General features: G+C 65.4%; 23 protein-coding genes and 1 riboswitch. Of the genes, 13 read left to right on the forward strand and 10 right to left on the reverse strand.

From position 1 onward, the window contains the following. Window positions 1–97: 97 nt before the first annotated feature. Window positions 98–583: a nuclear transport factor 2 family protein gene (locus V4558_09190; protein ID MES2305671.1), complete on the forward strand. Its 486-nt coding sequence runs from the start codon at window positions 98–100 to the stop codon at window positions 581–583. 208 nt (window positions 584–791) lie between these two features. On the opposite strand, the gene V4558_09195 is transcribed toward V4558_09190, so the two are convergent. Continuing rightward, window positions 792–1,634: an AraC family transcriptional regulator gene (locus V4558_09195; protein MES2305672.1), complete on the reverse strand. Its 843-nt coding sequence runs from the start codon at window positions 1,632–1,634 to the stop codon at window positions 792–794. A gap of 163 nt (window positions 1,635–1,797) precedes the next feature. On the opposite strand from V4558_09195, the gene V4558_09200 reads away from it, so the two are divergent. Next, entirely contained in the window at window positions 1,798–2,373 is a 576-nt protein-coding gene (locus V4558_09200; GenBank protein MES2305673.1) for a 4Fe-4S binding protein, read from the forward strand. 73 nt (window positions 2,374–2,446) lie between these two features. Here the strand turns inward: V4558_09200 and V4558_09205 are convergent, their stop codons facing one another. Then, on the reverse strand, window positions 2,447–3,175 hold the full coding sequence (locus V4558_09205; GenBank protein MES2305674.1) for a hypothetical protein: 729 nt from the start codon (window positions 3,173–3,175) through the stop codon (window positions 2,447–2,449). A gap of 63 nt (window positions 3,176–3,238) precedes the next feature. Continuing rightward, a riboswitch (cyclic di-GMP riboswitch) is annotated at window positions 3,239–3,313 on the reverse strand. 216 nt (window positions 3,314–3,529) lie between these two features. On the opposite strand from V4558_09205, the gene V4558_09210 reads away from it, so the two are divergent. The 5 genes from V4558_09210 (at window position 3,530) to V4558_09230 (ending at window position 8,115) form a co-directional block, all read left to right on the forward strand. Then, entirely contained in the window at window positions 3,530–4,057 is a 528-nt protein-coding gene (locus tag V4558_09210; GenBank protein MES2305675.1) for an outer membrane beta-barrel protein, read from the forward strand. A 90-nt stretch (window positions 4,058–4,147) separates the two neighbouring features. After that, on the forward strand, window positions 4,148–4,504 hold the full coding sequence (locus tag V4558_09215; GenBank protein ID MES2305676.1) for a cupin: 357 nt from the start codon (window positions 4,148–4,150) through the stop codon (window positions 4,502–4,504). Between the two features lie 4 nt (window positions 4,505–4,508). Further along, the gene (locus tag V4558_09220; protein ID MES2305677.1) at window positions 4,509–5,492 is read left to right on the forward strand and encodes a sugar phosphate nucleotidyltransferase; all 984 of its coding nucleotides are present in this window, start codon (window positions 4,509–4,511) and stop codon (window positions 5,490–5,492) included. Continuing rightward, complete coding sequence (locus tag V4558_09225; GenBank protein ID MES2305678.1) at window positions 5,489–6,901, forward strand: hypothetical protein; 1,413 nt, start codon at window positions 5,489–5,491, stop codon at window positions 6,899–6,901. Before V4558_09220 ends, V4558_09225 begins: the two co-directional genes overlap by 4 nt. Next, window positions 6,883–8,115, forward strand: coding sequence for an MFS transporter (locus V4558_09230; protein ID MES2305679.1), 1,233 nt, complete (start codon window positions 6,883–6,885; stop codon window positions 8,113–8,115). The genes V4558_09225 and V4558_09230 overlap by 19 nt, the downstream gene beginning before the upstream one ends. Window positions 8,116–8,118: 3 nt before the next feature. On the opposite strand, the gene V4558_09235 is transcribed toward V4558_09230, so the two are convergent. After that, window positions 8,119–9,318 (reverse strand): hypothetical protein, encoded by a 1,200-nt coding sequence (locus tag V4558_09235; GenBank protein MES2305680.1) that lies wholly within the window; start codon window positions 9,316–9,318, stop codon window positions 8,119–8,121. Beyond that, window positions 9,315–9,860, reverse strand: a complete 546-nt coding sequence (locus V4558_09240) for an RNA polymerase sigma factor (protein MES2305681.1) — start codon at window positions 9,858–9,860, stop codon at window positions 9,315–9,317. Before V4558_09240 ends, V4558_09235 begins: the two co-directional genes overlap by 4 nt. Window positions 9,861–10,180: 320 nt before the next feature. Here V4558_09240 and V4558_09245 point away from each other — a divergent pair, with 320 nt between their 5' ends. Beyond that, window positions 10,181–12,310 (forward strand): glutamine synthetase III, encoded by a 2,130-nt coding sequence (locus tag V4558_09245; protein ID MES2305682.1) that lies wholly within the window; start codon window positions 10,181–10,183, stop codon window positions 12,308–12,310. Between the two features lie 117 nt (window positions 12,311–12,427). Here the strand turns inward: V4558_09245 and V4558_09250 are convergent, their stop codons facing one another. Continuing rightward, on the reverse strand, window positions 12,428–13,333 hold the full coding sequence (locus V4558_09250) for a helix-turn-helix domain-containing protein (GenBank protein ID MES2305683.1): 906 nt from the start codon (window positions 13,331–13,333) through the stop codon (window positions 12,428–12,430). Between the two features lie 107 nt (window positions 13,334–13,440). On the opposite strand from V4558_09250, the gene V4558_09255 reads away from it, so the two are divergent. Further along, window positions 13,441–15,249, forward strand: coding sequence for a DUF2911 domain-containing protein (locus V4558_09255; protein ID MES2305684.1), 1,809 nt, complete (start codon window positions 13,441–13,443; stop codon window positions 15,247–15,249). A 4-nt stretch (window positions 15,250–15,253) separates the two neighbouring features. Here V4558_09255 and V4558_09260 read toward each other — a convergent pair whose 3' ends face one another. Then, on the reverse strand, window positions 15,254–15,901 hold the full coding sequence (locus tag V4558_09260; GenBank protein MES2305685.1) for a hypothetical protein: 648 nt from the start codon (window positions 15,899–15,901) through the stop codon (window positions 15,254–15,256). Between the two features lie 161 nt (window positions 15,902–16,062). On the opposite strand from V4558_09260, the gene V4558_09265 reads away from it, so the two are divergent. Beyond that, on the forward strand, window positions 16,063–17,421 hold the full coding sequence (locus V4558_09265) for an alpha/beta hydrolase (GenBank protein ID MES2305686.1): 1,359 nt from the start codon (window positions 16,063–16,065) through the stop codon (window positions 17,419–17,421). Here V4558_09265 and V4558_09270 read toward each other — a convergent pair. Beyond that, on the reverse strand, window positions 17,375–18,202 hold the full coding sequence (locus tag V4558_09270) for an AraC family transcriptional regulator (protein ID MES2305687.1): 828 nt from the start codon (window positions 18,200–18,202) through the stop codon (window positions 17,375–17,377). The two genes, V4558_09265 and V4558_09270, sit on opposite strands and share 47 nt — an antisense overlap. A gap of 119 nt (window positions 18,203–18,321) precedes the next feature. Here V4558_09270 and V4558_09275 point away from each other — a divergent pair, with 119 nt between their 5' ends. From V4558_09275 to V4558_09285, 3 genes are read left to right on the forward strand one after another with little or no spacing between them, the layout of a single operon-like run. Beyond that, window positions 18,322–18,726, forward strand: a complete 405-nt coding sequence (locus V4558_09275; protein MES2305688.1) for a GntR family transcriptional regulator — start codon at window positions 18,322–18,324, stop codon at window positions 18,724–18,726. After that, entirely contained in the window at window positions 18,723–19,652 is a 930-nt protein-coding gene (locus V4558_09280) for an ABC transporter ATP-binding protein (GenBank protein MES2305689.1), read from the forward strand. Before V4558_09275 ends, V4558_09280 begins: the two co-directional genes overlap by 4 nt. Next, window positions 19,649–20,461, forward strand: a complete 813-nt coding sequence (locus V4558_09285; GenBank protein MES2305690.1) for a hypothetical protein — start codon at window positions 19,649–19,651, stop codon at window positions 20,459–20,461. The genes V4558_09280 and V4558_09285 overlap by 4 nt, the downstream gene beginning before the upstream one ends. 13 nt (window positions 20,462–20,474) lie before the next feature. On the opposite strand, the gene V4558_09290 is transcribed toward V4558_09285, so the two are convergent. Genes V4558_09290 through V4558_09300 form a run of 3 tightly spaced genes read right to left on the reverse strand, consistent with a single transcriptional unit; the run spans window position 20,475 to window position 23,882 of the window. Further along, complete coding sequence (locus V4558_09290) at window positions 20,475–20,672, reverse strand: YbdD/YjiX family protein (protein ID MES2305691.1); 198 nt, start codon at window positions 20,670–20,672, stop codon at window positions 20,475–20,477. Continuing rightward, on the reverse strand, window positions 20,669–22,702 hold the full coding sequence (locus tag V4558_09295; protein MES2305692.1) for a carbon starvation CstA family protein: 2,034 nt from the start codon (window positions 22,700–22,702) through the stop codon (window positions 20,669–20,671). The genes V4558_09290 and V4558_09295 overlap by 4 nt, the downstream gene beginning before the upstream one ends. A 52-nt stretch (window positions 22,703–22,754) precedes the next feature. Then, on the reverse strand, window positions 22,755–23,882 hold the full coding sequence (locus tag V4558_09300; GenBank protein MES2305693.1) for a hypothetical protein: 1,128 nt from the start codon (window positions 23,880–23,882) through the stop codon (window positions 22,755–22,757). Window positions 23,883–23,946: the final 64 nt, after the last annotated feature.

Consider the following 23,946-nt stretch of genomic DNA (forward strand, 5'->3'; position numbering starts at 1 on the left):
TTGGATGCGCGGGGTAGCCCGCGGGTCGCGGGATTGAATGTCAGAGCGCGGCAAGAAGCTTCAATCGCCGGCGCCAGTCCAAGGTCAAACTCCCCCCATGACGATATCTCGCCGCTTTCTCGCTGCCATCGCACTCCTCCTCGCCACGGTGGCCCCCCTCAGCGCCCAGGGCAATGGCGAGCGGGAGCAGGTGCTCGCCGTCATCCAGACCTTCTTCGACGCCATGCGCGCCAAGGATACCGCTGCGGTACGTGCGACCTTCGAGCCTGGCGCACGCCTGGTCGGCATTCGCCCCAACGCAAAGGGCGAGACTGTGGTGCAGTCACTCTCTCTGGACGTATGGGTGGCATTCATCGGGCGAGACAAGCGCCCTGACTGGACCGAGCGGGCCTGGAACCCGGAGGTGAGGATCACCGGCACCCTCGCCACCGTCTGGGCCGAATACGATTTTCATTTCGGGAGCACGTTCAGCCATTGTGGCTTCGACGCGGTGCAGTTGCTGCGCACGGTTGCCGGGTGGAAGATCGTCTCGATCGCTGACACCTACCAGCCGGCAGATTGTGTCCGGCATCCGCCTCCCTGAATAGCGGGTGATGGGTGATGGGTGATGGCGAACGCGAGCTGTCATCCTGAGCGAAGCCCGCGAAGCGGGCGAAGTCGAGGGAGCATCCTCTCACCGTCGAGACCAGCTCCTTCGACTGCGCTCGCCTCCGGCTCGCTACGCTCAGGATGACAACTTCCCATCACCCATTACCCATCACCCGTCACCCGTCACTCGTAGCTCTTCTCGCCTACGCCGCCGCGACCTGATACGCCCCCGGCGTCACGCCGAAGATCCGCTTGAAGGTGCGCGTGAAGTGGCTTTGGTCAGCGAAGCCGCAACGATAGGCAATGGTGCTTAGGGATTCTCCCTGCCGCAGCAGTTCACGCGCGTGATCGGCGCGTAACTGGGTGAGGTAGGCGTGAGGCGGCAAGCCGGTCGCATTCCGGAAGATTCGCAGCAGGTGGAAGGGGCTCATCCCGCATTCGGCCGAAAGCTGCTGCAGCATCACCGGTTCGGTGAAGTGCGCATGGAGATAGTCCCGGGCGATCGCGACCGCATGCAACGAGCCACGCGCGTCGGCTGGCACTGCACGTGATGCGCCGTGACGCTCCATCAACCGCCGCAGCATCCCGAGCAGTGCCTCCTCGGTGGCGAGGAGTTCGGATCCTTCGCGGAGGCCGCGATGCACGGCACGCACTTCTTCCGCGAGTCTCGCGTCATCGAAGATCGGCCGCTCGAGAAAGGGGACCCCCTGCTCGCGATCGAGGCCGAGGGCCAGTGCCACCATCGCGCGTGAGGGATAGAGCGCGTCGTAGCACCACCCCTCGCCGGCCACCGGTTCGGCCTCGTGCACCTCATCGGGCGGAACGGCAATCACGCTGCCGCAGTTTGCCTGCCAGCGAGCGCCGCGGTAACCCAAGGTGCCGTTTCCCGACCCGAACACACCGAGTGTGAAGTAGTCATGGGCGTGTCGCGGGAAGTCGTGGTCGAAGTGCACGAACCGGATCAGATCGATGGCACCGATGGAGAGCTCGACCCGGGTGAGGAATGCCCCGGTGCGGGGAGCTGCTGGAGTGTGGCTTTCGACCATGGGGTCCGACCGTGAGAGAGGGCGTTTCAGGACTCGCAGCGCCGTACGTCCAATCCGGTCAGGAGTTGCGAAGCCGGGGCCGCTCCGGGGTCGGAGAGCAAGATCATTCAACCCGGCGAAGGGGCCGCTATCTTTGGCCCGTGTCCCACTCGTATACCGCTTCGTGCTGAACGACACCCCAGGCGACCGTCGCTCCTTCTTCCGTCAGGCCTTTGGCGACGCCATGCAGCGCTTCGGCAAGGCGACCGAGGAGCGCCTGGTGCAGCGGAGCTACGTCCGCCCGCCGGGCTCACTTCCCGAACTCGAGTTCCTCGCGGCCTGCACCCGCTGCGGTGCCTGCGCGACGGCCTGCCCAGCAGGCGCCATTCTTCACGTCCCCACCAGTGGTGGCCTCGCGGCGGGAACGCCATTCCTCGAGCCGGCGCGGATTCCCTGCATCGCCTGCCCTGAAATGCCCTGTGCCGCCGAATGCCCGACCGACGCGCTCATCGTCCCCGAAACGGGATGGAGTGGCACCCGGCTCGGCACCATCGAGTTCCTCCCGGAACGATGCGTGACGTTCGATGGCCAGGAGTGCGGCGTCTGCGTGCGCGCCTGCCCCGTGGGAGAGAAGGCGCTGAGTCTCGACGCCGAGGGACGACCGGTGCTCAAGGCCGAAGGCTGCGTTGCCTGCGGCGTCTGCGTGCGTGACTGTATCACCGTGCCATCATCGTTCGTCTTTCGCGCGCGCACCAGCTGATCCACTGCAGGTAACGAAGAACGCCCCGGAAAGGATCTCCGGGGCGCTCTGTTGTTCCTTGAGCAGCAGGTGTCTACTGGAAGGAGACGACCGGCTTCTCGATCCCGCACTGCACGCCATCGGTGGCCACGGCGTGCGAGGCGTCCATCCGGAAGGTGCTCTGACCGGGGACGACGAGGGAGCTCTGCAGTTCCACGAGCTGATTCTCGCTGATCCCGCGCGCCTGCGCGGCGGCGACATTGCGGGTGAAGAAGATCGTGACGTGGCTGTCGACCGGGACCTCGTCGGTGCCAGTGCCGGTGATGCTGTTGCCGTTCACGTCGACCCAGTCGTTCTCGCCTTCACGGTAGATGTCACCAGCGTACTCGGTTCCCGCCACGCAGCCGCCGAACGACGTGCCCGGCTTCATCTTGAGCACATCCGACATCGTGAACATCACGCACTGATAGGTGCCGCTTGCAGGCGTCGCGGTGAAGAGCACCGGATTCGTCATGAAGTCCTTGTCGACGCCAGCGGCGCCGAGGTCCTGGACGAGCACCGGGTTGGAGCAATCAGCGTTGGCGCTGATATGCAACGCATAGAGCTTCATCGTGAGCGAGCTGGCCGGCCCGAACGTCAGATTCTGGCCGGGATCATTCAGCAGCGACGCGGCAGCCGCCGAACCCGCACCGTAGACGACGAGTGCTGGCGCCGGCGGCGGGGGCGGGTTGCCGATCGGGAGGGTGGTCGTTTCGCTGCCGCACGCGGCGAGCGCGAAAGCAACAACGAGAGAGATGCGGGTCGAAGTGGACGAGGCAAACACGAAATACACTCCTTCAGGTTAGAGGCCGGAAGAAGCGGAATCCAGGAGCGAATCGCGCGTTCCTTCGGTAGCCGGGCTGTCTCGGGGAGACCCTTGGCTTTGCGACCCCGGATCGCTCCGGGTGTGCCTGTTCGGTGAACGCGCCGAATGCGCGCCTGTTGATTGAGAAGGCAATCGCTGTGCCGCCCGAACCGCATGGCTATCTGCTGTCCCCATAACGACTTGAGGAACGGCGGCCGGCTCGCTCCTGGCGGTGCACCGGCATTCTGGGGGTGTCGCAGGTTGCTTTCTGAACCCGATGTCAAGTTTTTAGGCGGTTCCGGCCCTGTTTTCATTCTTGTTTGCGGAGGTTCCATGAGGCGACCATTTCCGGCACTGCTGCTCTTCGTCGTTCTGGTCGGCTCGGTTCACCCGATGCAGGCGCAGGCGAAGTCGGCATACTTCTTTGGTAGTGCCGGGGTGACGCTGCCGATGGGCGACTACGGTGATTATGCCAAGGGGGGATGGATTGGAAACGCCGGCGTCGGCTACAACATCAGCGACCGGGCGAACTTCGGCGCCGAGGTGATGTACGGCTCCAACAAGCACAAGTCCTCCGACGATCGGACCGACCTGCTGGGTGTCGGCGGCTTCCTCGATTACACGGTGGGCAATCCCAAGGGGAAGATTGTGCCGTACCTCCTTGGCGGTCTTGGCGTCCTCAACCAGAAATTCAAGCCGGCCACAGGCAATAGCGAGTCGGAGTCGAAGCTGATGATTTCGGGGGGCGGCGGACTCTACTTCCCGATGGGCACCGCTGGGCTTTACCTCGAGTCACGGTACATCAAGCGTGGTGACACCGGCTTTCTCGGCATTGCCGGGGGCTTCACCGTCGGGCTCTGACCTACGGGTCCGTCGGGGCGCGGGAGCCGCACAACAGTGCGGCTCCCGCGTTACGTTTCACCCCCACTCACCAACCCGCGAGGAGGCGGAATGGCGACGGTACCGCGAAAGATCGACAAGCCGTGGGGCTACGAACTGATCTGGGCCCATACCGACCGTTATGTCGGCAAGGTCCTGCATGTAAATGCCGGCCAGATCCTGTCGTGCCAGTATCACAACTTCAAGGACGAGACGATGCACGTGCTCGCCGGTCAGCTGATCCTCCGGATCTGGCCGGCCGAGGGCGCGGCCCCCGACGAGCGCGCCTTCCTGGCGGGTGACTCGGTACATATTCCGGCACTCACCATTCATCAGATTGAAGCCGTCGTCGACAGCGATGTCCTCGAGGCTTCCACGCCCGAGCTCGACGATCTGGTCCGGCTCAACGACCGTTACGGGAGATCGTGACCACATGCAGGTGATCATTCCGCTCGCAGGCAAGGGAACCCGACTCCGCCCACATACTCATCTCACACCCAAGCCGATGCTCAAGGTCGCCGGCAAGCCGGTGATGGACTGGGTGATGGACCGCCTCAAGGGGTTGCAGGTCGATGAACTGATCTTCATCACCGGCCATCTCAAGGAGCAGGTCGAGGCGTATGCGCGCTCGCACTATCACACGCCATCGCGCTTCATCGAGCAGAAGGTGCAGGACGGCACAGCGGGCGCCGTGAATCTCGCGCGACCGCATGTGACCGGGCCGGTGATGATCATCTTTGTCGACACCGTATTCGAGGCGGATCTCTCGCTCGCCGCCACCACCACGGCCGACGGAATCATCTGGGCCAAGGAAGTCGAGGACTATCAGCGCTTCGGCGTGGTCGTCACCGATGCCGACGGTTACATGACGAAGATCGTGGAGAAGCCGACGACGCCGATCTCCAAGCTCGCCAACATCGGGCTCTACTACATCAAGGATGTCGACGCCCTCTGGCGCGGCATCGATCACGTGCTCCAGTCGCCCGCCAACAAGGGCGAGTATTACCTCACCGATGCCTTCCAGCACATGATCGAGGCCGGCGGGAAGATTCTGACGGCCGAGGTCGGTGGCTGGTACGACTGTGGCCAGCTGGGCACGACGCTCGAGACCAACGGCATCCTGCTCGCGCACGGGGCCGCATCGCACGAACCGGTGGGCGACGACGTCACCATCATCGAGCCGGTGCTGATCGAGGCCGGGTGCACGCTCGAGCGCTGCACCATCGGCCCGAATGTGACGATCGAGACCGGCACCACCGTGCGCGATTCGACAATCGCGGACTCGATCATCGCGGCGCGCTGCACCATCGAGCGCTGTCACCTCAGCAAGACGATGCTTGGCGAGGCCGTGCTGATCAGCGACTTCACCGGTTCCGGCTCGTTCGGTGCCCATTCCGAAGTGTCGGGGGCGATGTGACGCCACTCGAAGAGCTGCTGGCCTCCTATCTCGACCTCGCACGCCACCTCGATCCGCTGCGTCACCAGATCGATGCGCCTGCTGCGCTGCGCCATCGGCTAGGCCGCTTCGACGCGCCGTGGCTGGTGGCGCAGGTCGCCGCACTCAAGAGCATCGCCAACGCCATCGAAGATCTCGAGGATGTCGAATCGCTCGACGATGAAGTCGACCGGACGATGCTCATCAACACCATCCGCACCGACATCGTCGATCTCGAGGCACAGGCCGGCGGCGATACCTTCGACGGCATTCGCCCGCTCGAGCACGCCCAGCAGGCACTCTACGAGTTGATGGACGAGGCATTCGATGCCGAGTCCGAGGCGGCACTGCGCGACCGGATCCTGGCACTGCCCGAGTTTCTGGCATCGCTCCGCAGTGACCGGCGCAAGCTCCCGGCGGAACTCGCCGACGCCACCGTGGGAAAGGCCGCGCAACTCCTCGAGGCCCTCGACGAGGCCTCCGAATATCTCGACGACTCCACGGTGCAGCCCGCGCTCGTGGCGGTGGCCGAGCATCGTGCGTGGCTCGACGACCTCAAGCGGATCGGCGGTGAGGCACGCCTGGGGGAGGATATCGTCGAGCGCCATCTCGCGACGCTCAGCTCCGAACCGGTCGGCATCAAGGGAACGTTGCGACTGCTCGAACTCCGTCGGGTTGGTGTCGAGAAGTCGCTCCTCGCAGCCGCGCAGGAACTCGGCTCCGATGATCCGCTCGCACTGGTGCGCTCGATGATCGATGATGAGTCGATCGGCTTCGAAGCGCTCAGCGACGAATGGCCCAGTGAATGGGAGCGCGTCCGGCGCGAACTGGTGATCCTCGGCGTGCCGGTGAGTGCGGCGCCACCGATTGAAGATCCGTTCGAGGCCGAAGATCGCTGGACGCTGACCGCAGCGGCCATTCGCGAGCAGGCGGCGCTCTCGCTCGATCTGTCGCGTGAGCAGCAGACTTCTGCTGTGCGTCGCTTGCTGGTCGCGCCCGGGCTGATGGATGGCTGGGGTCGCACGGTAGCGGCGTTGCTGCGGAGCACAGAGGTCACCGGCTTGCCCGAGCGCCAGCTGATGCTCTCGTATCTGGCCCTGCTCGATTCGGTTGCCGCCGAGACCGACCTGCTGTTGCAGTCGCGGCGCGCGTCGCTCGAAGGGCTGCTCGAGCGCACGATGCAACTCACCGGGATGAACGAGCCGTCGGCACGCTCACTGGTCTGGCGGGTGGCCGAAGAGCCGCTCGATTCGCTGGCGGCGGCGCTCGCGCACGAAGCGTGGCAGAGCTGGTACGCGGAAGAGGGCGGCGATCCGGTCGCCTTCATCAAGCGCGCGCTTGCCGGGGGCGGCCTCTCCGTGCCGCTGGCCAGGTGGGCGCTGTCGAGCTGAAGAAGCTCCCCCCGGTCGTTTGCGGCCTCTCGCTCGTCAGCGGATTGAATGATGCGGCGAGCGAGATGGTCTATCCGCTGCTTCCTGCCTTCATGGTCGGCGCGCTCGGTGCGCCGGCCGCTGCACTCGGCGCCCTCGACGGCGCAGCCGACCTCACTGCCTCACTCGTCCGCCTCGTCTCGGGGCGTCTCGCCGACAAGAGCACCAAGCGCGGGCCACTCGTGCTGGGTGGCTACCTGCTCGCCGGTGCGATCCGGCCGCTGATCTCGCTGGCTCAGTCGGCGGGTGTGGTGATCGGGCTGCGCGTGGCCGATCGTGTCGGGAAAGGTCTCCGTTCGCCGGCACGCGACGCGATGATCGCCGAGGCGGTGCCGCTCGAGATGCGTGGGCGCGCGTTCGGATTTCATCGGGCGTTTGATCACGGTGGGGCGGTGGTGGGCGGCTTGCTGGGGTGGGTGCTGATTAGGCAGGGGTTGAGTGTCCGGGACGTGATCGCATGGAGTGTGGTGCCGGGATTACTGGTGGTGATCGTGCTCGCGCTCACGCTGAGGAATGCAGGGCGAGCCGCGACTTCAGTCGCGGCGCGCGCTGCGCGGCACGATCTCGACGGTGAGACTGACGCGGTGACGGAGACCCGGGCGCCGCACGCGGCGCCCCTACGGGTGCGTTCGGGGGGATCGCGGTTCTATCTCCGGGTGGGGGCCCTCTCCGCAATCCTCGTGACCCGCATGCCCGAGACGCTGCTGATCCTGCATCTGTTGCGGGGCGGGGTGGCGCTGGCGATGGTGCCGCTCGCGTGGGCGGGGCTGCACGTGGTGCGCAGTGCGTCGGCGTATCCGGCGGGCAAGCTAGTCGACCGGATCGGCGAGCGCGGCGTGGTGGCGATCTCGGGTACACTCGGCGCGATCGGCGCGTGGGCATTCAGCATCGCGGCGTCGCCAGCGGCACTCATCGGCGTCTTTCTCGCACTCGGGCTGGTGACGGGGATCGGCGAGCCGGCGGAGAAGTCATTAGTGGCACGGCTCGCGCCGAAAGGCGCCGGGCGGGCGTTCGGTGAGGCGCAGGCGCTGCTCGGCTTCGGCGCGCTCGCAGCGGGATTGGCGTTCGGTTTTCTCGTAGATGCGCGCGGGAGTGCGGTAGCGCTGCTGGCCTCGGCCGTCGCCGGGGTGATCGCGACGGCTGCGTGGCTGGGGGTGAGTCAGGGGGAGGGGTGAGGGTTACTCCTCGGAGAGGAGAAGCGTCCTGGCCATCACATCGTTCCGAGTTCCGTAGGATTCCCCGACAAACAAGCCGTCCGATTTGCGATACCATTGCAGGCGTTCGTAGTTGTCGGTTCGAAGCAGCGCCTCCCAGCAGTCAAAAACTCCCGCAGGCGTGACGATCTGCCGTGTCCCGGTAATCCTTATGGTACGCTTGCCGTAGGTCGAAGCCTTTTTCCGACCTACGCTGACATACGCGAATGCACCTTGCCACCCAACTGCGAGCGGCGATGCCATCATTGCAACGATGAGATGCGCCTGGTTGAGGAGGATGGTAGGATGGGGCTCCGCCAGCGAGTAGGTAGTGTCGCTACTACCCCACGTTCGCGCGAGGCTGTCTGCCCGCGCACGAGTCATCACCACACCGGTGGGAAGCTTGAATCGGCGATCCACTGCGATCTCATTGCCATGCATGCGGTAGGTCGAGACCGAGCCGCCCCGCTTGTAGAACTCCTTTTCCCGCCATTGCGCGGGCTCCAGGGTTTCGCCATTGATCCAGATAGAGTCCGGACCACCTTCGCGCGTATCCATGGTAGTAATCGCAATCCAGTCGCTGCCGGGTGTGCCACTACGAACAAAACGAAGTGCGCTCGACTGCACCGACTCGAGCGGGCCGGATGCACTGTACCTAACCTGGCCATAGCGAAGTTGAACTGGGCGAAGTCGTGCCGCGGCAAATGGTCCAGCACTGGGCACTTTGGGATCCAGCTTCAGTCTGGGGGCCCTCGCTGCAAAGCTGGCGGCGCTCCCCCCCATCCGCGCGACCAACGACTTCTCGTAGCGGTCAGATCCGACAACTGCCACCGCCGCCACTGCAACACCCGTCAAGACCAGCCAGAAGGCGGGCCGGATCGTTGGCTGACCGACCCTGGTGTTTGGCGCCGCAAACCCCGGCTGCAGCACCGGCGCCTCCACTGGCAGGATCACCCGCTCGCCCTGCACCCGCGACTGCAGGATCCTCTGCAGCAGCGGATCGGGAGCACCAACGGCGCCGCCACTCGCGAGCGTCGCTCGCAACTCACGAGTGGATTGCACCGTGCCGCGGCAGCGATCACAATCGGCGAGGTGGCTCGCGACCTGACGGCGCGCCGTCTCCTTGGCGGAGCCGGCAGCGTAGCGGAGCAGGGTGGCCTCCCGCGGGTGCAGCAGGAGCATCATCGGTCCTCCTTGAGTGCGTTGCGCAGCTTCTGCAGCGCACGACAATGGCGCGTCATCACCGCGCCTTCACTGATGCCGAGGTGCGCCGCGATTTCGCGATGCGGCCACCCTTCGTATTCCCGGAGCACCACCACGGTGCGCAACGATTCGGGGAGCGCTGCGAGCGCGGCGGTCACGGTGATGCTTGTGGCTACCGAGTCGCCGGTCGCACGACTTCCCACCCCGTCGGCCGCCTCGATCGCGACCTCGCCCCGCCGACCTCGGCGCCTGAGCTTCGAAATCGCCATCCGCACCGCGATCCGGTGCAACCAGCCGCCGAACTGCCCTCGCTCCTGATAGCGCCCCATCGCCTCCGGCAGCCCGACGAACAGGTCATGCACCACATCCTCCGCCTCGCTTCGCTCGCCGAGCATCGCCGTCAGCGTCCGCAGCAGGGCCGGGGCGTGGTCGCGATAGACCGCGGCAATCGCCGCCTGGTCGCCCTGCTTCAGGGCCAGCAGCGGCGGCAAGGGGGAGCCGAGGGGGCGAAGGGGGTCGGTCACAGAAGCCCAACGCCGCGAGGAGGCGGGATCTTACTGGAAAGGATGACGGATGACAGATGACGGATGACAGATCCTAGATGACAGTTGACGGATGACGGATGATGAATCGACCGGCGGAGGTATCTGTGTTCAAGATGTGTTAGCCGTGCAACTAAATCACGCCGCAGGTCAGCGGCAGCCTGAAAGGCCCGTACTGTGGCAGGAAACAGACATTTAGTTAGACGCATAACCAAACCTTGCCACGCTGACCTCTCCCCCTAAGTTGTCCCCATCTGCCATCCGTCATCTGTCATCTGTCATCCGTCATCCAAGGACCTCCCGTGACCCAACCCCCCTCCGAGCGCGTCGACGAACTCTTCGGCACCGACACCTTCTCCCGCTCCGTGATGCAGAAGCGGCTGCCGAAGGCGATCTACAAGTCGCTGCTGCGGACCATCGACCACGGTGAGTTGCTCGATCCCAAGATCGCCGACATTGTCGCCGCCACCATGAAGGACTGGGCGGTCGAGCGCGGGGCGACCCACTTCACCCACTGGTTCCAGCCGCTCACCGGCCTCACCGCCGAGAAGCACGATTCACTGGTGTCGCCCGACGGGATGGGCGGGGTGATCTACAACTTCTCGGGCACCGACCTGACCCAGGGCGAGCCCGATGCCTCGTCGTTCCCCTCGGGTGGCCTGCGGGCGACCTTCGAGGCCCGCGGCTACACCGCGTGGGACCCGACCTCGCCGGCCTTCCTCAATCGCAACGGCAAGGCGACCACCCTCTGCATCCCGACCGGGTTCGTCTCCTGGACCGGTGAGGCACTCGACACCAAGATCCCCCTGCTGCGCTCGATGGAGGCGCTCTCGAAGCAGGCAATGCGGATCCTGAAGTTCTTCGGTACCGACACCGGTGTCTCGCGGGTGATCACCACCGTCGGCCCCGAGCAGGAGTACTTCCTCGTCGATCGTGAGCTCTTCTACCAGCGCCCCGACCTGGTGACCTGCGAGCGAACCCTCTTCGGCGCTCGCCCCCCCAAGGGGCAGCAGCTGGAAGATCACTACTTCGGCGCCATTCCCGCTCGCGTCCTCGCCTATATGGCCGACGCCGAGGAGGAACTCTTTCGCGTCGGCGTGCCCGTGAAGACTCGCCACAACGAGGTTGCCCCGGGTCAGTACGAGATCGCCCCGCTGTTCGAGACATCGCACATCGCCAGCGACCACCAGATGGTGCTGATGGAGATCCTGCGCCGGGTCGCCGATCGTCACGGCCTCAAGGCGCTGCTTCACGAGAAGCCCTTCGCCGGCGTCAACGGCAGCGGCAAGCACAACAACTGGTCGATGGCGACGGAAACCGGTGTCAACCTGCTCGATCCGCAGGATGACACCCACACCAACATGCAGTTCCTGACCTGTCTCTGCGCCGTGCTGCGCGCGGTCGACATTCACGCCGACCTGCTCCGCGCCTGCATCGCCGCCGCGGGCAACGATCACCGTCTCGGCGCGAACGAAGCCCCACCGGCGATCATCTCGGTCTTCCTCGGCGATATGCTCTCCGATATCCTGACCCAGGTCGAGCAGGGGCTGCCGAAGCGCACGCTGCAGGGCGGCACCATCGACTTCGGTGCCCGCACCATGCCGCAGATCCCGCGGCACTCGGGCGATCGGAACCGAACGTCGCCGTTCGCCTTCACCGGCAACAAGTTCGAGTTCCGCGCCGTGGGATCAACCGCGTCGATCGCGTGGCCGAACACGGTGCTCAACACCATTGTGGCCGAGTCGCTCGACTTCGTCGCCGGTGAACTCGAGAAGGGCGCCGGCAACAACCCGACGCCCGCCAAGCAGCAGGCCACTGTGCTCGCGGTGCTCAAGAAGATCCTCAAGGAACACAAGCGGATCGTCTTCGACGGCGACGGCTACAACGAGGCGTGGCACAGGGAGGCCGAGAAGCGCGGCCTGCCGCACATGCGCGACTCGGTCGATGCCTTCCCGGTGCTCAAGGCAAAGAAGACCATCGAGCTCTTCAAGAAGTACGGCGTGCTGACGAAGGCCGAAGTGGAATCGCGTTACCACATCGCGGTCGAGAAGTGGGTCAAGCAGCTCACCATTGAAGCCGAGACGATGATCGCGATGGCGCGCACGATGATCCTCCCCGCCGCACTGCGGCAGCAGACCGAGATCGCCGACGCGGTGACGACGACCGAAGCAGCTGGTGTCGATTGCATCGACAGCGTGAAGGCGCTCGAGCACTTCGTCGGGCTGGTGACCGACGCACGGGCGGCGCTGGTCACGCTCGAGATGGCAGCGGCACACGACGACGAAGATCCGATGAAGCACGCGCAACACATCAAGGCGAAGGTCCGCCCGGCGATGGCTACCCTGCGCACCGCAGTCGACGCGCTCGAGAACCACGTCGCTGATGATCTCTGGCCGATGCCGACCTACCGGAAGCTGCTGTTCTTGAAGTGACCTGGGCGAAGCCCAGGTCATCCCGAGCGCAGCGAGGGATCTCACCCTGAGCAGCCTGCGCTGAGCTTGTCGAAGGGAAGCGAGCCCCCCGGTTTCACCCGGGGGGCTTGCTTGCGTCTACCCCGTTCGTCCAGCGTGCTCGGCTCGAAAATCTCGCGGCGAGCGGCCACACTGCAGCCGGAAGAAGCGCGAGAAATAACTGGCGTCATGAAAGCCGAGTCGAAGCGCGATCTGCTGCGCGGTCAGGTCGCTGTAGCGGAGCAGTCGGCGCGCTTCGACCATTACCCGGTCAGCGATCACCGCCTTGGCGCCGCGGCCGAGGTGGTTGCGGCACAGGGTGTTGAGGTAGCCGGGGCTCACGCCAAGGTGGCGCGAGAATTCGGCAACCTGACGGTGCGTCGCGACATCATGGTGCACCATTTCGAGGAAGCGCGTCACCGTGCTGTTGCTGCCGGCGCTGGCAGCAGTGCCATCGGGGATGATGTGGCGTGCGAGGGTGACCAGGAGGGCGTAAACCTGGGCGCGGAGAAGGTGCGCACTGTCGCGCCGGAGGCGGCGGAGCTCCTGGCGCATCGCGAGCAACTGCTGTTGCCATCGGGTTGCTTCGCTCTTCGAGAGCGCGACCGCGGCGGCGCCGGCCGGTGCGTGGAAGAAGGGGAGCCGATGCAGGAACCCCGAGTCGTTAAAGAACTCTTCGAGGAAGAGCGCGGGAAAGAAGAGGCAGACGCCGTCGAGCGCAGGCACGTCCCACTCCCTGACTTGTCCGGGAGTGGTGCAAAGCAGTGTCCCCGGCTTCACGGGATACTCGAGGCCGTCGAGCGAGAAGGTGCCTCGGCCCTCGGTCACGAGGATGATGTCGTAGAAGGCCAGCTGATGCGGCCCCTGCCGGATGAAGGAAGGCATCTCACGCACTGTGGCGACATCGACAAGCAGTTCCGGCCCGTACTTCGTGGTATGGAACGGAACCGGTGCCGGTATCGTGGCACGTTTGGCGGGGCCAGGGCGGAGGCGAGTCGCGGGCATCTGTCGAAAAGTACCAGAACTCAACGGAATACTCCGAACCTGCTGAAGTCCGAAGGTCGTAAATCCTCCCAGAAGAGGTGCCATTCATTCCACTCCGGGGTCAGCCGATGCGTTTCGGGATTCTCACGCTCCTTCTGGGACTCACGCCCGCCGTGGCCGGAGCTCAGGTCGCCGTCAGCGTCAATATGCGCGATGTGGCTGATGGCTGGCGGCATTTCAACCGGACGCCGGCCGTGGTCAGCGAGAGCGGGCGGTCGCTGCTTCGTTTCGATGAGCGGCCCGGCGGCGGGCTCGCCTGGAATCCGGCGATGCAGTTCCAGGACGGCGAACTCGAGGTTGATCTCAAGGGTCGCGATGTGCTGCAGAAGAGCTTCCTCGGCATCGCCTTCCACATCGCGGCCGATACCTCGTTTGAAGTGGTCTGGTTGCGCCCCTTCAATTTCCAGTCGACCGATTCGGCGCGGCGCGCCCACGCTGTGCAGTACGCCGACTATCCCGACTTCGGTTGGGACGCGCTTCGCAAGCAGCACCCCGGCGCCTTCGAAGCGGCGGTCCCGTCCGACCTCGGGGCCGAGTCGTGGGTGCATCTGCGCGTCGCGATTCACGGTCGCCAGGTCACGGCGTATCTGAACCGGAATCCCAGTCCAGTGCTCTCGATCACCATGCCGGGGAACCGCACGAGAGGCGGCGTTGGCCTCTTCGTCGGCGATCAGTCGCCCGGTGACTTCGCCAACTTCGTTGTTCGGCCGTCACGCTCCGCTTCCGTCACCAGCGACGCGCCGGAGCGCTACGGCTTCGTGGCCACGCTCGGGCGTGACACGGTCTCCGTGGAGAAGGTTGTGCGCACAGGGTCGCGCCTGGTGAGTGACCAGGTCGAGCGCTTCCCGCAGGTCGTCAGCAGACACACGGTGATCGATCTCGCGCCCGATGGCAGTGTGCGTCACCTCGAATCGGATATCCGGCTGCCCAATGCACGGACGCCGAAGTGGCGGGAGCGGCACGTCGTGGCCGATGATGGTCGCGACTCGGTGCGGATCAGCATTCGCAATGGCGAAGGAACCCGGCGCGTCGCGGTCGAGAAGGGCGGCATGCTGACGATGCCATGGTCGGGGCAGCAATACTCCCTCTCGGAACTCTACTTCGCGGCGGCTGCGCGGCTGCCGGGAGATAGTGTCACACTTCGCATCTACTACCTCGATGCGCAGGCCGAGGAGTATCCCTTCCTGCTCAAGGTCAGGCCGGCCGGGACGGTGCGAAAGTTTCCCGGCGGGAGGATGGAGGTGTCGCATCACGACGCGCTCTCCGGCACCGGCGAGGCGATGATGGATGCGCGCGAGCGGATGCTCTCCTACAGCGGCGCGCGCACGACCTTCAAGATGAAGGTGGAGCGATTGGCGAACACGCCCGATGTCGAGACGACGGGTGCGGTGTGGGCGGCAGCAGAAAAAGTGGCCGGCACGCCGTCGGAGATGAGCGTCCGCGATACCGTACGCGGCAGCATCGGCGCGGCAAGTTTTCAGATCGATTACGGCCGGCCGACGGCGCGCGGCCGGGTGCTGGTTGGTGACGTGATTCCCCTCGATCAGGTCTGGCGCACTGGTGCGAACGCCGCGACGCAGTTCACCACGTCGTCGGCGATCTCGCTGGCCGGGCTGGAACTCGCTCCGGGGACCTACACCCTCTGGACGCTCCCGACAGCGAGTGGTGTGCAGCTGATCGTGAACAAGCAGTTCAAGCAGTGGGGAACGCAATACGACTCGACCCGGGACCTCGGGCGGGCGCCGCTCGCGGTGGCGAGCACCGACGCGTCAACCGAGCGTTTCACGCTGTCGGTCGAACCGGCCGACAGCACACATGGCACGCTCGTGCTGATGTGGGGGAAGTTCCGTTGGACCGCCCCGATCGCGGTGCGTTGAGGGTTCAGCGATCGGTGATGCTGAGTGCCTGAAGCGCCCGCGTCTGAAGCGCGGCCGCGATCGCAGGCCACTGATCGCGCTTCCGGCCGCCGTCGCGCAGGTCGGCCGAGATGATGCCGGGGAGGGTGAGGTCTTCGGTGTAGATCACCATCACCTCGCGACGCTTGTCGGCGTCGGGCACCCAGACGAGGCGCTGCATCAGCACATCGCGAGAGAAGGTCAGCCCCTTTGCGCGGAGAAAGCTTCGCATTCGTGCGCCATCGGACTCGGGGCGTGGCTCGGAGTCGGCCGCTGCCGTGATGGTGGCATAGGCGTCGACGCGCAGGTCGCGCCCCCAGCCACGGATCAGCGGTGACGTCTCATAGCCGTACTTGCCGGTGGAGTTTGCGCGCATCGACTCGAACTGGATCCAGATCAGTCGCTTGATGTGCCCGCCTTCCGACTCGACGAAGAAATGCTGTTCGGCATCGGCGATCCCGTACAGGATGAAGCTCTGCGTGCCGACGTAGTGGAACGGTGCGGTGGCCGTGATGTTGATGGCGGGTTCGCGTAGCGAACTCAGGGTCTGACCCGTGACGGTGCGCTGCGCGCTCGCGGCCGGGGTGGAGCAGAGGACGAGGCCGATCAGCAAGGTGATCGAGTGACGACGCATGCGGGCTACTCCTGGGCAGGTAGTGACGTTTCTGATGGGGGGACGTTCTCAGTCGCTGGATGGTTGCAGCGCGGGGGAGCGCTTCGCTGGTTCTATCCGATCCTCCTCCGCGGTACGAGTTTGCGCTGGACGTCGATACTACTTCCCCGGACCGGTACCAGATGAAGCAGTCGCTCCTCCTGCTGTCCCTCGCCCTCGCCCTCGTCCTCGCCCTCGCCGCTCGACTCTCGGCCCAGCAAAATTCATCGGTGGTCTCGACTCCACACGCGCTGCCGAGCGGCGGGACAACCGCAGGGCCGGCGTTGCGCGCCTTTCGTGATGGCGAGCTGGTCGTCAGTGTCCAGGCACTTCCCGGGATGCCGATCTCCTATGTCTCAGACTGGGTGACTGGCCGACTCGGCGCGATGATGCCGGTGGCAGGTGACACGTTTCAACTCACCTTCATCGACAACGGGTCTCGGCAGCCTTCGCCGGAGTACCTCTGGTTTACAACTGATCGTACGGGAAGTTCTGCGTTGATGATCCGTGAGGCAGGGCAGGCGGATCGACTGCTGCCTGAGATCCCACTGGTGACCGAGGAGGTGACCTGGCGACACGGCGATGTCACCCTGACGGGGTTGCTGGTTTCGCCGAAAGGGACAAGTCCACGGCCCGCGGTCGTCTTTCTGCACGGGTCGGGCGACGCCACGCGGGGGACCTTTCCCAGCTACGCAGGTCTCTTTGCCAGTCGCGGCATTGCATCGCTCTCCTACGACAAGCGCGGCACGGGCGGGTCGACGGGTAACTGGCAGACCTCCACCCTTGAAGAGCTGGCCGGCGATGCCCGTGAAGGGATCGCGTTGCTGCGTACTCGATCAAATATTGATCCTGCCAGAATTGGAACCTTGGGCACGAGTCAGGGACCATGGCTTTCGGCACTGTTGCTCGCCGCCGATCCGACTCTGGCGTTCTCGATCGCGACGAGTGGAGGAGGGGTCTCCGGAGGCGACCAGGAGATATATCGTCGCGTTCGGCTGGTGGCGGATTCCGGATTCCCGCCCGCCGAAGTGGCGGGAGCCAAGGAGTACATCACGGCCTACTTTGAATACCTCAAGAGTGGCGGGAGTGATTCCGTTCGCTTTCGGCCGATATTCCAACGTTACGCCAACGCGGGGTGGCTGGGCTTGATCTCGCCGGTGAAAGACCCCACCGTCGGGGACTGGCCGCCCGCGCGCAAGGTCTTCGCGAAGGATCTTGCCCTGCCGCTTCCCGAACTGTATGCGAAGATCCACCAACCGATGCTGGCCCTCTATGGCAACGACGACAAGGCGGTGCCGACGTCGGTGGCGATCGAGCATCTGCAGCGGGAGCTCCCGGGTGGGACGACTGGCCAACTCACCACCAAGATGCTCACGGAGGCCAACCACCAGTTTCTACTTCCAGCGACTGCGGGTGACATTCCTCGCCTCCACCCTGCCTATATCAGGACAATCATCACTTGGCTGACCCAGGTGGTTGACCCGGCGCGTCCGACTCGGTGACCGCGCGCGTCTGCGCCCGCAATCGTGCCGGAGTCACGCCGAGCCGTTGTCGGAGGAGGCGTGTCATGTGGCTCTGGTCGGCGAAGCCGCTGGTATAGGCAATCGCGGCGAGTGGTGCGTCCGATTCGATCAACTGACGGCGGGCATACTCGAGTTGAACCCGCTGGCGATACTCGCCGACCGAGCATCCAAAATGGGTCCGGAAACCCCGAGCCACTTGCATTGGGTGGCGGTCAGCGAGTTGCGACAGCGCCTTGAGCGAGGGTGTCTCCGGCAAGGAGGCATGCAGAGCGTCGCGCACGAGCGCGAGCCATGGCGGACGTGCCTCGCCTCGCCGACCGCCGGTCCTCGTCGCCTGGGTGAAGAGCTCCAGGGTGAGCGATTCAAGAGTCAGCGTGGAGGCGTGTGGGCCCTGCGCCAGCTCGCGCTGGAGGCTTCGCGCGAGCGGCACGACGAGCGTCCCCGCGAGATAGGCGCGGTCCCGCACCTTCGGGAGTTCGACCGCCCCGGGCTCGACCAGCAGGCAGGTCAGCCCGGTCGATCCGATGCGCAGGCGATGGGTATCTCCCGCCGGTGAGAGTCGCCACGACATCGGACCGCACCACTCGGCGCCCCGACGATGCTCCTCCGCGAACCCACCAGCCAGGACGATGCAGAGGTGGTCACGCTCGTGGTCGTGGGGCGGGACGCGAGTGTCGGCAGCAACCGACATCTCGAAGAGGGCGACCGGCCGACTTCGTCGTTCGATGAGGGAGAGCATTGCCGGGTCCTGGTCTGACATCTGACTCGCCTCACGGGTGGTGTGCCGACTCCCGCCGTTCGACGCGGCAGCGCCCCAGAGGGTTGCCAGGGCGCTGGAACGCTGCTAGTGTATTAGTGTACTAATACACAGAGGCGCCAATGTCCCGCTTTCCCAGAATCGATGCTCGTGATCCACGGCCGATCTATCAGCAGATTGTCGACTCCTTCGGGCAGGCGCTGACGGCGGGTCGACTGGTCGCTGGCGACCAACTGCCTTCGGTCCGCGAGCTGGCAGTCGACCTGCGGGTCAATCCCAACACGGTGCATCACGCCTATCGCGAGCTGGAGCGCGAGGGATTGATCGAAGTTCGCCGGGGCCAGGGCACCTTCATCGCGCACGATGCGAGCGCAGCGGTCCATCCTTCCGTCAGGCGCGAACTGGCGTCCGCGGCTGCGCGCGCGGCCGCGGGCGCCGGCCTTTCCGTGCACGACCTGATTGCCGAGCTCGAAGCACTCACCGGGACCGTGCGGCGTGGCAGATTGCCGCGACGCGGTGCAGCGTGACCGTGCGCACCGAGTCGATTGGCGAGGCAGCGTTCGAGGCGATGGCGGCTGATCGGAGCTACGGCAAGCAGTTCGCCTTGCGACAGCTGGACCTGACGGTGCCCAACGGCGCGTTTCTCCTCCTCGTCGGCGCCAACGGCGCCGGGAAAACGACGCTTCTCCAACTCTGGCTCGATCTGCTCGCACCAACCGGCGGAGCCGTCCGGGCATTCGGACTCGATCCCGCGCGACATGGCGGTGTGGTGCGCGCCCAGATCGGGTATGTCCCGGAGACGGGCGAGTGGCCATTCGGTGCGATGCGTCTCGGTCAAGTGCTGGCACAGCATGCAGCCTACCGAACCACGTGGGACACGGCCTACGCCGAGCGGCTTTGTCAGGCGCTTGATCTGAGACTCGATCGTCGAGTGCGAGCGCTCTCGAAAGGTGAATTTCGCCGGGCTCAACTGGTCTGCGCGCTGGCCCATCGACCACGCGCACTGATTCTCGACGAACCCACTGACGGACTGGACCCCCTGATCCGGTCGCGCGTCCAGGAACTTCTCGCGGGACATCTCGCCGATTCACCGGCCACCGTCATTGTTTCCACACATCAGGTGCACGAGATGAATACCCTGGCCGACCGTGTGGCCGTCTTGCACCGTGGTCAACTGGTCGAGGCGATGACGACGGAGGAATTGCACGCGACCGTGCGACAGATACTCTTCGTTCGCTCCGGAGGGCCACCGCCACTGGCGGGCGCGCCGATCCGCATCGTGCGGCAGGAGAGCCGTGCGAGTGAACACCGCTGGACGGTGGTGGGCGACGTCTCGGAGGCGATCGCCTGGCTCCGGACCACTGGTGCCGAGGTCGTGGAGGAGCGAGCGATGGACTTTGAGGAAGCCGCTGTGGTGCTGCTGGCGGCGTCTGCCGCCACGGAGGCCGCGTGACGACACCTCGAGTGGCGACGACCGCCGAACTCGCGATGGTCCCTTCGCGCCGCCGGATCCTGCGACAGCAACTCGAATCGATTCTCGGCCGCATCGGACTGGCGACGATCGCGGCAGTGGTGGTGGTTGCCGCATTGATCGGCGTGCTGAACTCAACCGACGTGATTGTCAGGAACGACGGGGCGATCGGCTGGGCGCTGCTTCCCTACTTCGCCATCGCACAGGGAATTGCCCTCGTCGTCGCGCTGCTCTTCCCCGGCGTGGTATGGCAGGGCCTGCCGCCGGATCGGCGTGTCGCGCTCCACGCTCTTCCGGTCAATCGCGATCAGCACGAATTGTTGCGCGTTGGCGCGGGTGCCTTGATCGTGGCAGCCGCCACATTCGTGTTGTTCGGAATCGCGTTGCTGCTCCAGGTCCGGTTGCTTCCTCCCTCGGTACCGTTGCCGACGCCCGGTGCCTTCCTGCTCGCGGGGGGCTCGCTCACGGTAACCTATTTTCTGGCGAGTCTGGCGGGGCTGCTCACCCGAAGTGCGATCGGCAATGTGGCGCGCGTGCTGATTTACGGATTCTTCGCCGGAATGCTCGCCGCACTCCTCAGTCAGCGCCTCGCCTGGGTGGCCGCCACCTTCGAATGGGTGTCGAATCACATCATCGGTGGCCGCTGGGGGATCGGATCTGCCGTGCTCGCCGGGTTGGACGCCTTCAAACATCGCGAGACCCACCCAACGGCCGTCGTGCTATGGCTGCTTCTCGCGACCCTGCTGACGGGTCAGGCGGTCGGGCGCTTACCGCGGCAGGGCAGAGGGTGATCGCAGGGGACACTCAGCAGCAGCGGCTCGCCCCCTCGCGATAGCGCCCCTGCAGGAAGGCGTCGAAATACTCCCGCTCACTGGGGACGGGACAGCCGGGGTGCGCGATCCGCAGATGCTCGAGGTGCGCGGCGTAGTCAGGCATCCCGAACACGCGGCGCACCGTTGCAAGGAGAAGGGAGAAGCGAGAAGGGAGAAGGGAGGGGCTCACTGTGCAATCTCGATCATCGCTCCTGCCTGTGCGTTCCCTTCTCCCTTCCCCTTTCTCCCTTCTCCAGCAAGCCATGCTCGCATCGAAGCAAAGACCACTGCCCACGTCACCACCAGAAAGAGCGCGCAGAGCGCCGCATTGACGTTGTCGTTGAACATCATCCGCGCGCCCTTCGCGGGATCGAGCGCCGCCGATGCAATGTCGGCGGCCAGCCTGGTCTTGTGGCTCAGGAAGCCGAGGCGCGGGTCGGTGCTGAAGATCTTCTGCCACGACGCCGAGGTCGTGATGATGAGCAGCCAGCCGAGGGGCAGCAGGGTGACCCAGGCATAGCGCTGCTTGCCGGAGCGAATGATCAGCGTGGTGCCGACCGAGAGTGCCACCGCCGCGAGCAACTGATTGCTGATGCCGAAGAGCGGCCAGAGCGAGTTGATCCCGCCGAGTGGATCAGTGACTCCTTGCAGCAGGAACCACCCCCATGCCGCCACCACCACGGCCGAGGCCAGCACGGTGGCCGGATACCACGAGGTGCGGCGCATCGGCGCCCACACATAGCCCGCGAGTTCCTGGAACATGAAGCGACCGACGCGCGTGCCGGTATCCACCGTCGTCAGGATGAAGAGCGCCTCGAACATGATGGCGAAATGATACCAGAGCGCGCTGAGCGACTGCCCGAAGACGCCCGAGAAGATCTGCGCCATTCCCACGGCCAGCGATGGTGCGCCCCCGGTGCGCGCGAGCAGCGTCTTCTCACCCACCGAGGTGGCCAGTGCTTCCATCTGCCCTGGAGCGAGTGTGAAGCCCCAGCCGCGAATCACCTCGATCGCGTGCGTGGCATCGCCGCCGAGCGAGGCGAGCGGAGCGTTCATCGCGAAATAGACGGCGGGGTCGAGCACCGCGGCGGCGATCAGCGCCATCAGCGCCACGGCCGACTCCATCAGCATCGCGCCGTAGCCGATGAGCCGCGCGTCACTCTCGCGGTCGAGCATCTTGGGTGTGGTACCGCTCGCGACCAGCGCGTGAAATCCCGAGATCGCGCCGCAGGCGATGGTGATGAAGCAGAACGGAAAGAGTGACCCGGCGAACACCGGCCCCGTGCCGTCGACAAAGCTGGTGACCGCCGGCAAGTGGATCGTCGGCAGCGTGAGGATGATGCCGAGGGCCAGCGCGAGGATGGTGCCGATCTTGAGAAAGGTCGAGAGGTAGTCGCGCGGGCAGAGCAGCAGCCAGACCGGAATCACCGAGGCGATGAAGCCGTACCCGATCACCCCCCACGCGATGGTGACGCCGTCGAGCGTGAAGAAGGGCCCAAGTGTGGGGGAGGCCGCGACGTAGCGCCCCGCCACCAGGGCCGCGAGCAGCAACACGACGCCGATCGTGGTCGCCTCGATGGTCCGCCCCGGTCGCCACACCTTCATCCAGATCCCCATCAGCAGGGCAATCGGGATGGTGCAGAGCATGGTGAAGACGCCCCACGGTGAATCGGCGAGGGCCCGCACCACGATCAGCGCCAGTACCGCGAGCAGGATGACCATGATCGCGAGGATCGCGCCCATCGCGATGAGCCCGGTGACAGGGCCGATCTCTTCCTTCGCCATCTGCCCCAGCGACTTGCCATCGCGGCGGACGCTGCCGGTGAGAATCACGAAGTCCTGCACCGCGCCGCCGAGCACCACGCCGATCACGATCCAGAGGGTGCCCGGGAGGTAGCCGAACTGCGCCGCGAGTACCGGCCCAACCAGTGGGCCGGCGCCGGCGATCGCCGCGAAATGGTGACCGAAGAGGACCCAGCGAGTCGTCGGGACGAAGTCGCGACCATTGGCGTGGCGGTGCGCCGGCGTGGCGACGCGATCGTCAAGCGCGAGGACGCGCTCGGCGAGGAACCGTGAATACCAGCGATAGGCGACGAGGTAGCTGCCCACGGCTGCCAGCACGAGCCAGGCAGCGTTGATCGTTTCGCCACGGTGGAGGGCAATCGCCCCCCATCCCGCGGCGGCGGCTACCGCGCCAAGCAATGGAAACATGCGTCGCATCTACGGAAACTACTCGGTGCCGGCCGTCAGTCGAGCCGGCGCCCGCCGCCCGTCAGCGTCGAGGGAGGGCGTAGCGCTCGAGCCACTCGAGGTCATCCTCATCCGGATGGGCAACGAATACGCTCCCCCTCGTGAAACCCACCACCCGGCTCCTCGGTGGGAGGGCAACTTGTCCGAGTAAGCCGCGACTCTGCGAGATCACGTCGTATTTCGGCACCGAGTCGTGCAACCCGCGCGAGCGCAGCACCCAGAGGTTGCCGTCGGGGTCAAACTGTGCGGCGCCGTTCATGTCCATGATAGGCGGCTTGAACTCGGGCCACCTTCCCAGGTGCTCAGTGATCCAGGAGTCGGGCACCCGGCGGGTTGTCGTGCCGCTGTTGCCGCCGCCACTCGTGGCACTGCCGGACGGGACCGTGAGCAGCGAATCATTGTGGGCGGCCTTCTCCTCGGCCGTCAATCGAATCGGCTCGTAGGCGAGCTTGCCGCTCCGACCGATCATCTTGCCATCACGATACCAGAGCGCCTCATAACCATCGGCGACGACCCGGCCGATCACGCCGTCGGGGCGTATGGCCCAGGCGTCGTGATAGCGATACGGCACCACCTTGCCAGGCTGCATCTGGTCGGGGCGACGAGCCGCAATTTCCAGGATCGGCTCCTTGACGTCGGTGCCGAGCTTCCAGCGAAAGATGGTGCCCATCTGTCGGGTGGACTGGAGTTGGGGATCGTACTCGTCCACCTGCAGATAGACTCGGCCATCATGGTCAATGCCGGTCGGTGCGCTCATCCCGCCGCGAAACATCGACTCGGGAATTCGTTCGGTGCGGACGATTTCACCGGCCGGCGAGAGCATGAGCATCCGGCGGCCAAAGGCGTCGTAGACCAGGATCGAATCGCCGACGGTATGGAGCAACGAGAAACCGCTGCGATACTCCTTCGGTCCGTCCCCGTGCCGCCCCACGACCTCGACACGCTTGCCCGCGAAATCCACCAGCCGGAGCAGCCGGTCCTTGGAATCGCTTACCAGCACTTTGCCGTTGGCGAGTTCGGTCGCGGCAAAGATGCGTGAAACCCCTTCGGCCGATCGGGCGAGGGGAGTGCCAAGGACGACGGTCTGAGCCGCCGCCGGGGAGCTGAGTGCCCCGATCAGGGTGAGGGCAAGAACGGTGAGGCGACGCATTTCGGAATACCTCGGTGGAGTGGGGGCGGAACGGGACCACCTCCACCAGACGCCCGAGGCGGGG

The organism is Gemmatimonadota bacterium (genome assembly GCA_040388535.1).
In the GTDB taxonomy this organism is placed as follows: Bacteria; Gemmatimonadota; Gemmatimonadetes; order Gemmatimonadales; family GWC2-71-9; genus Palsa-1233.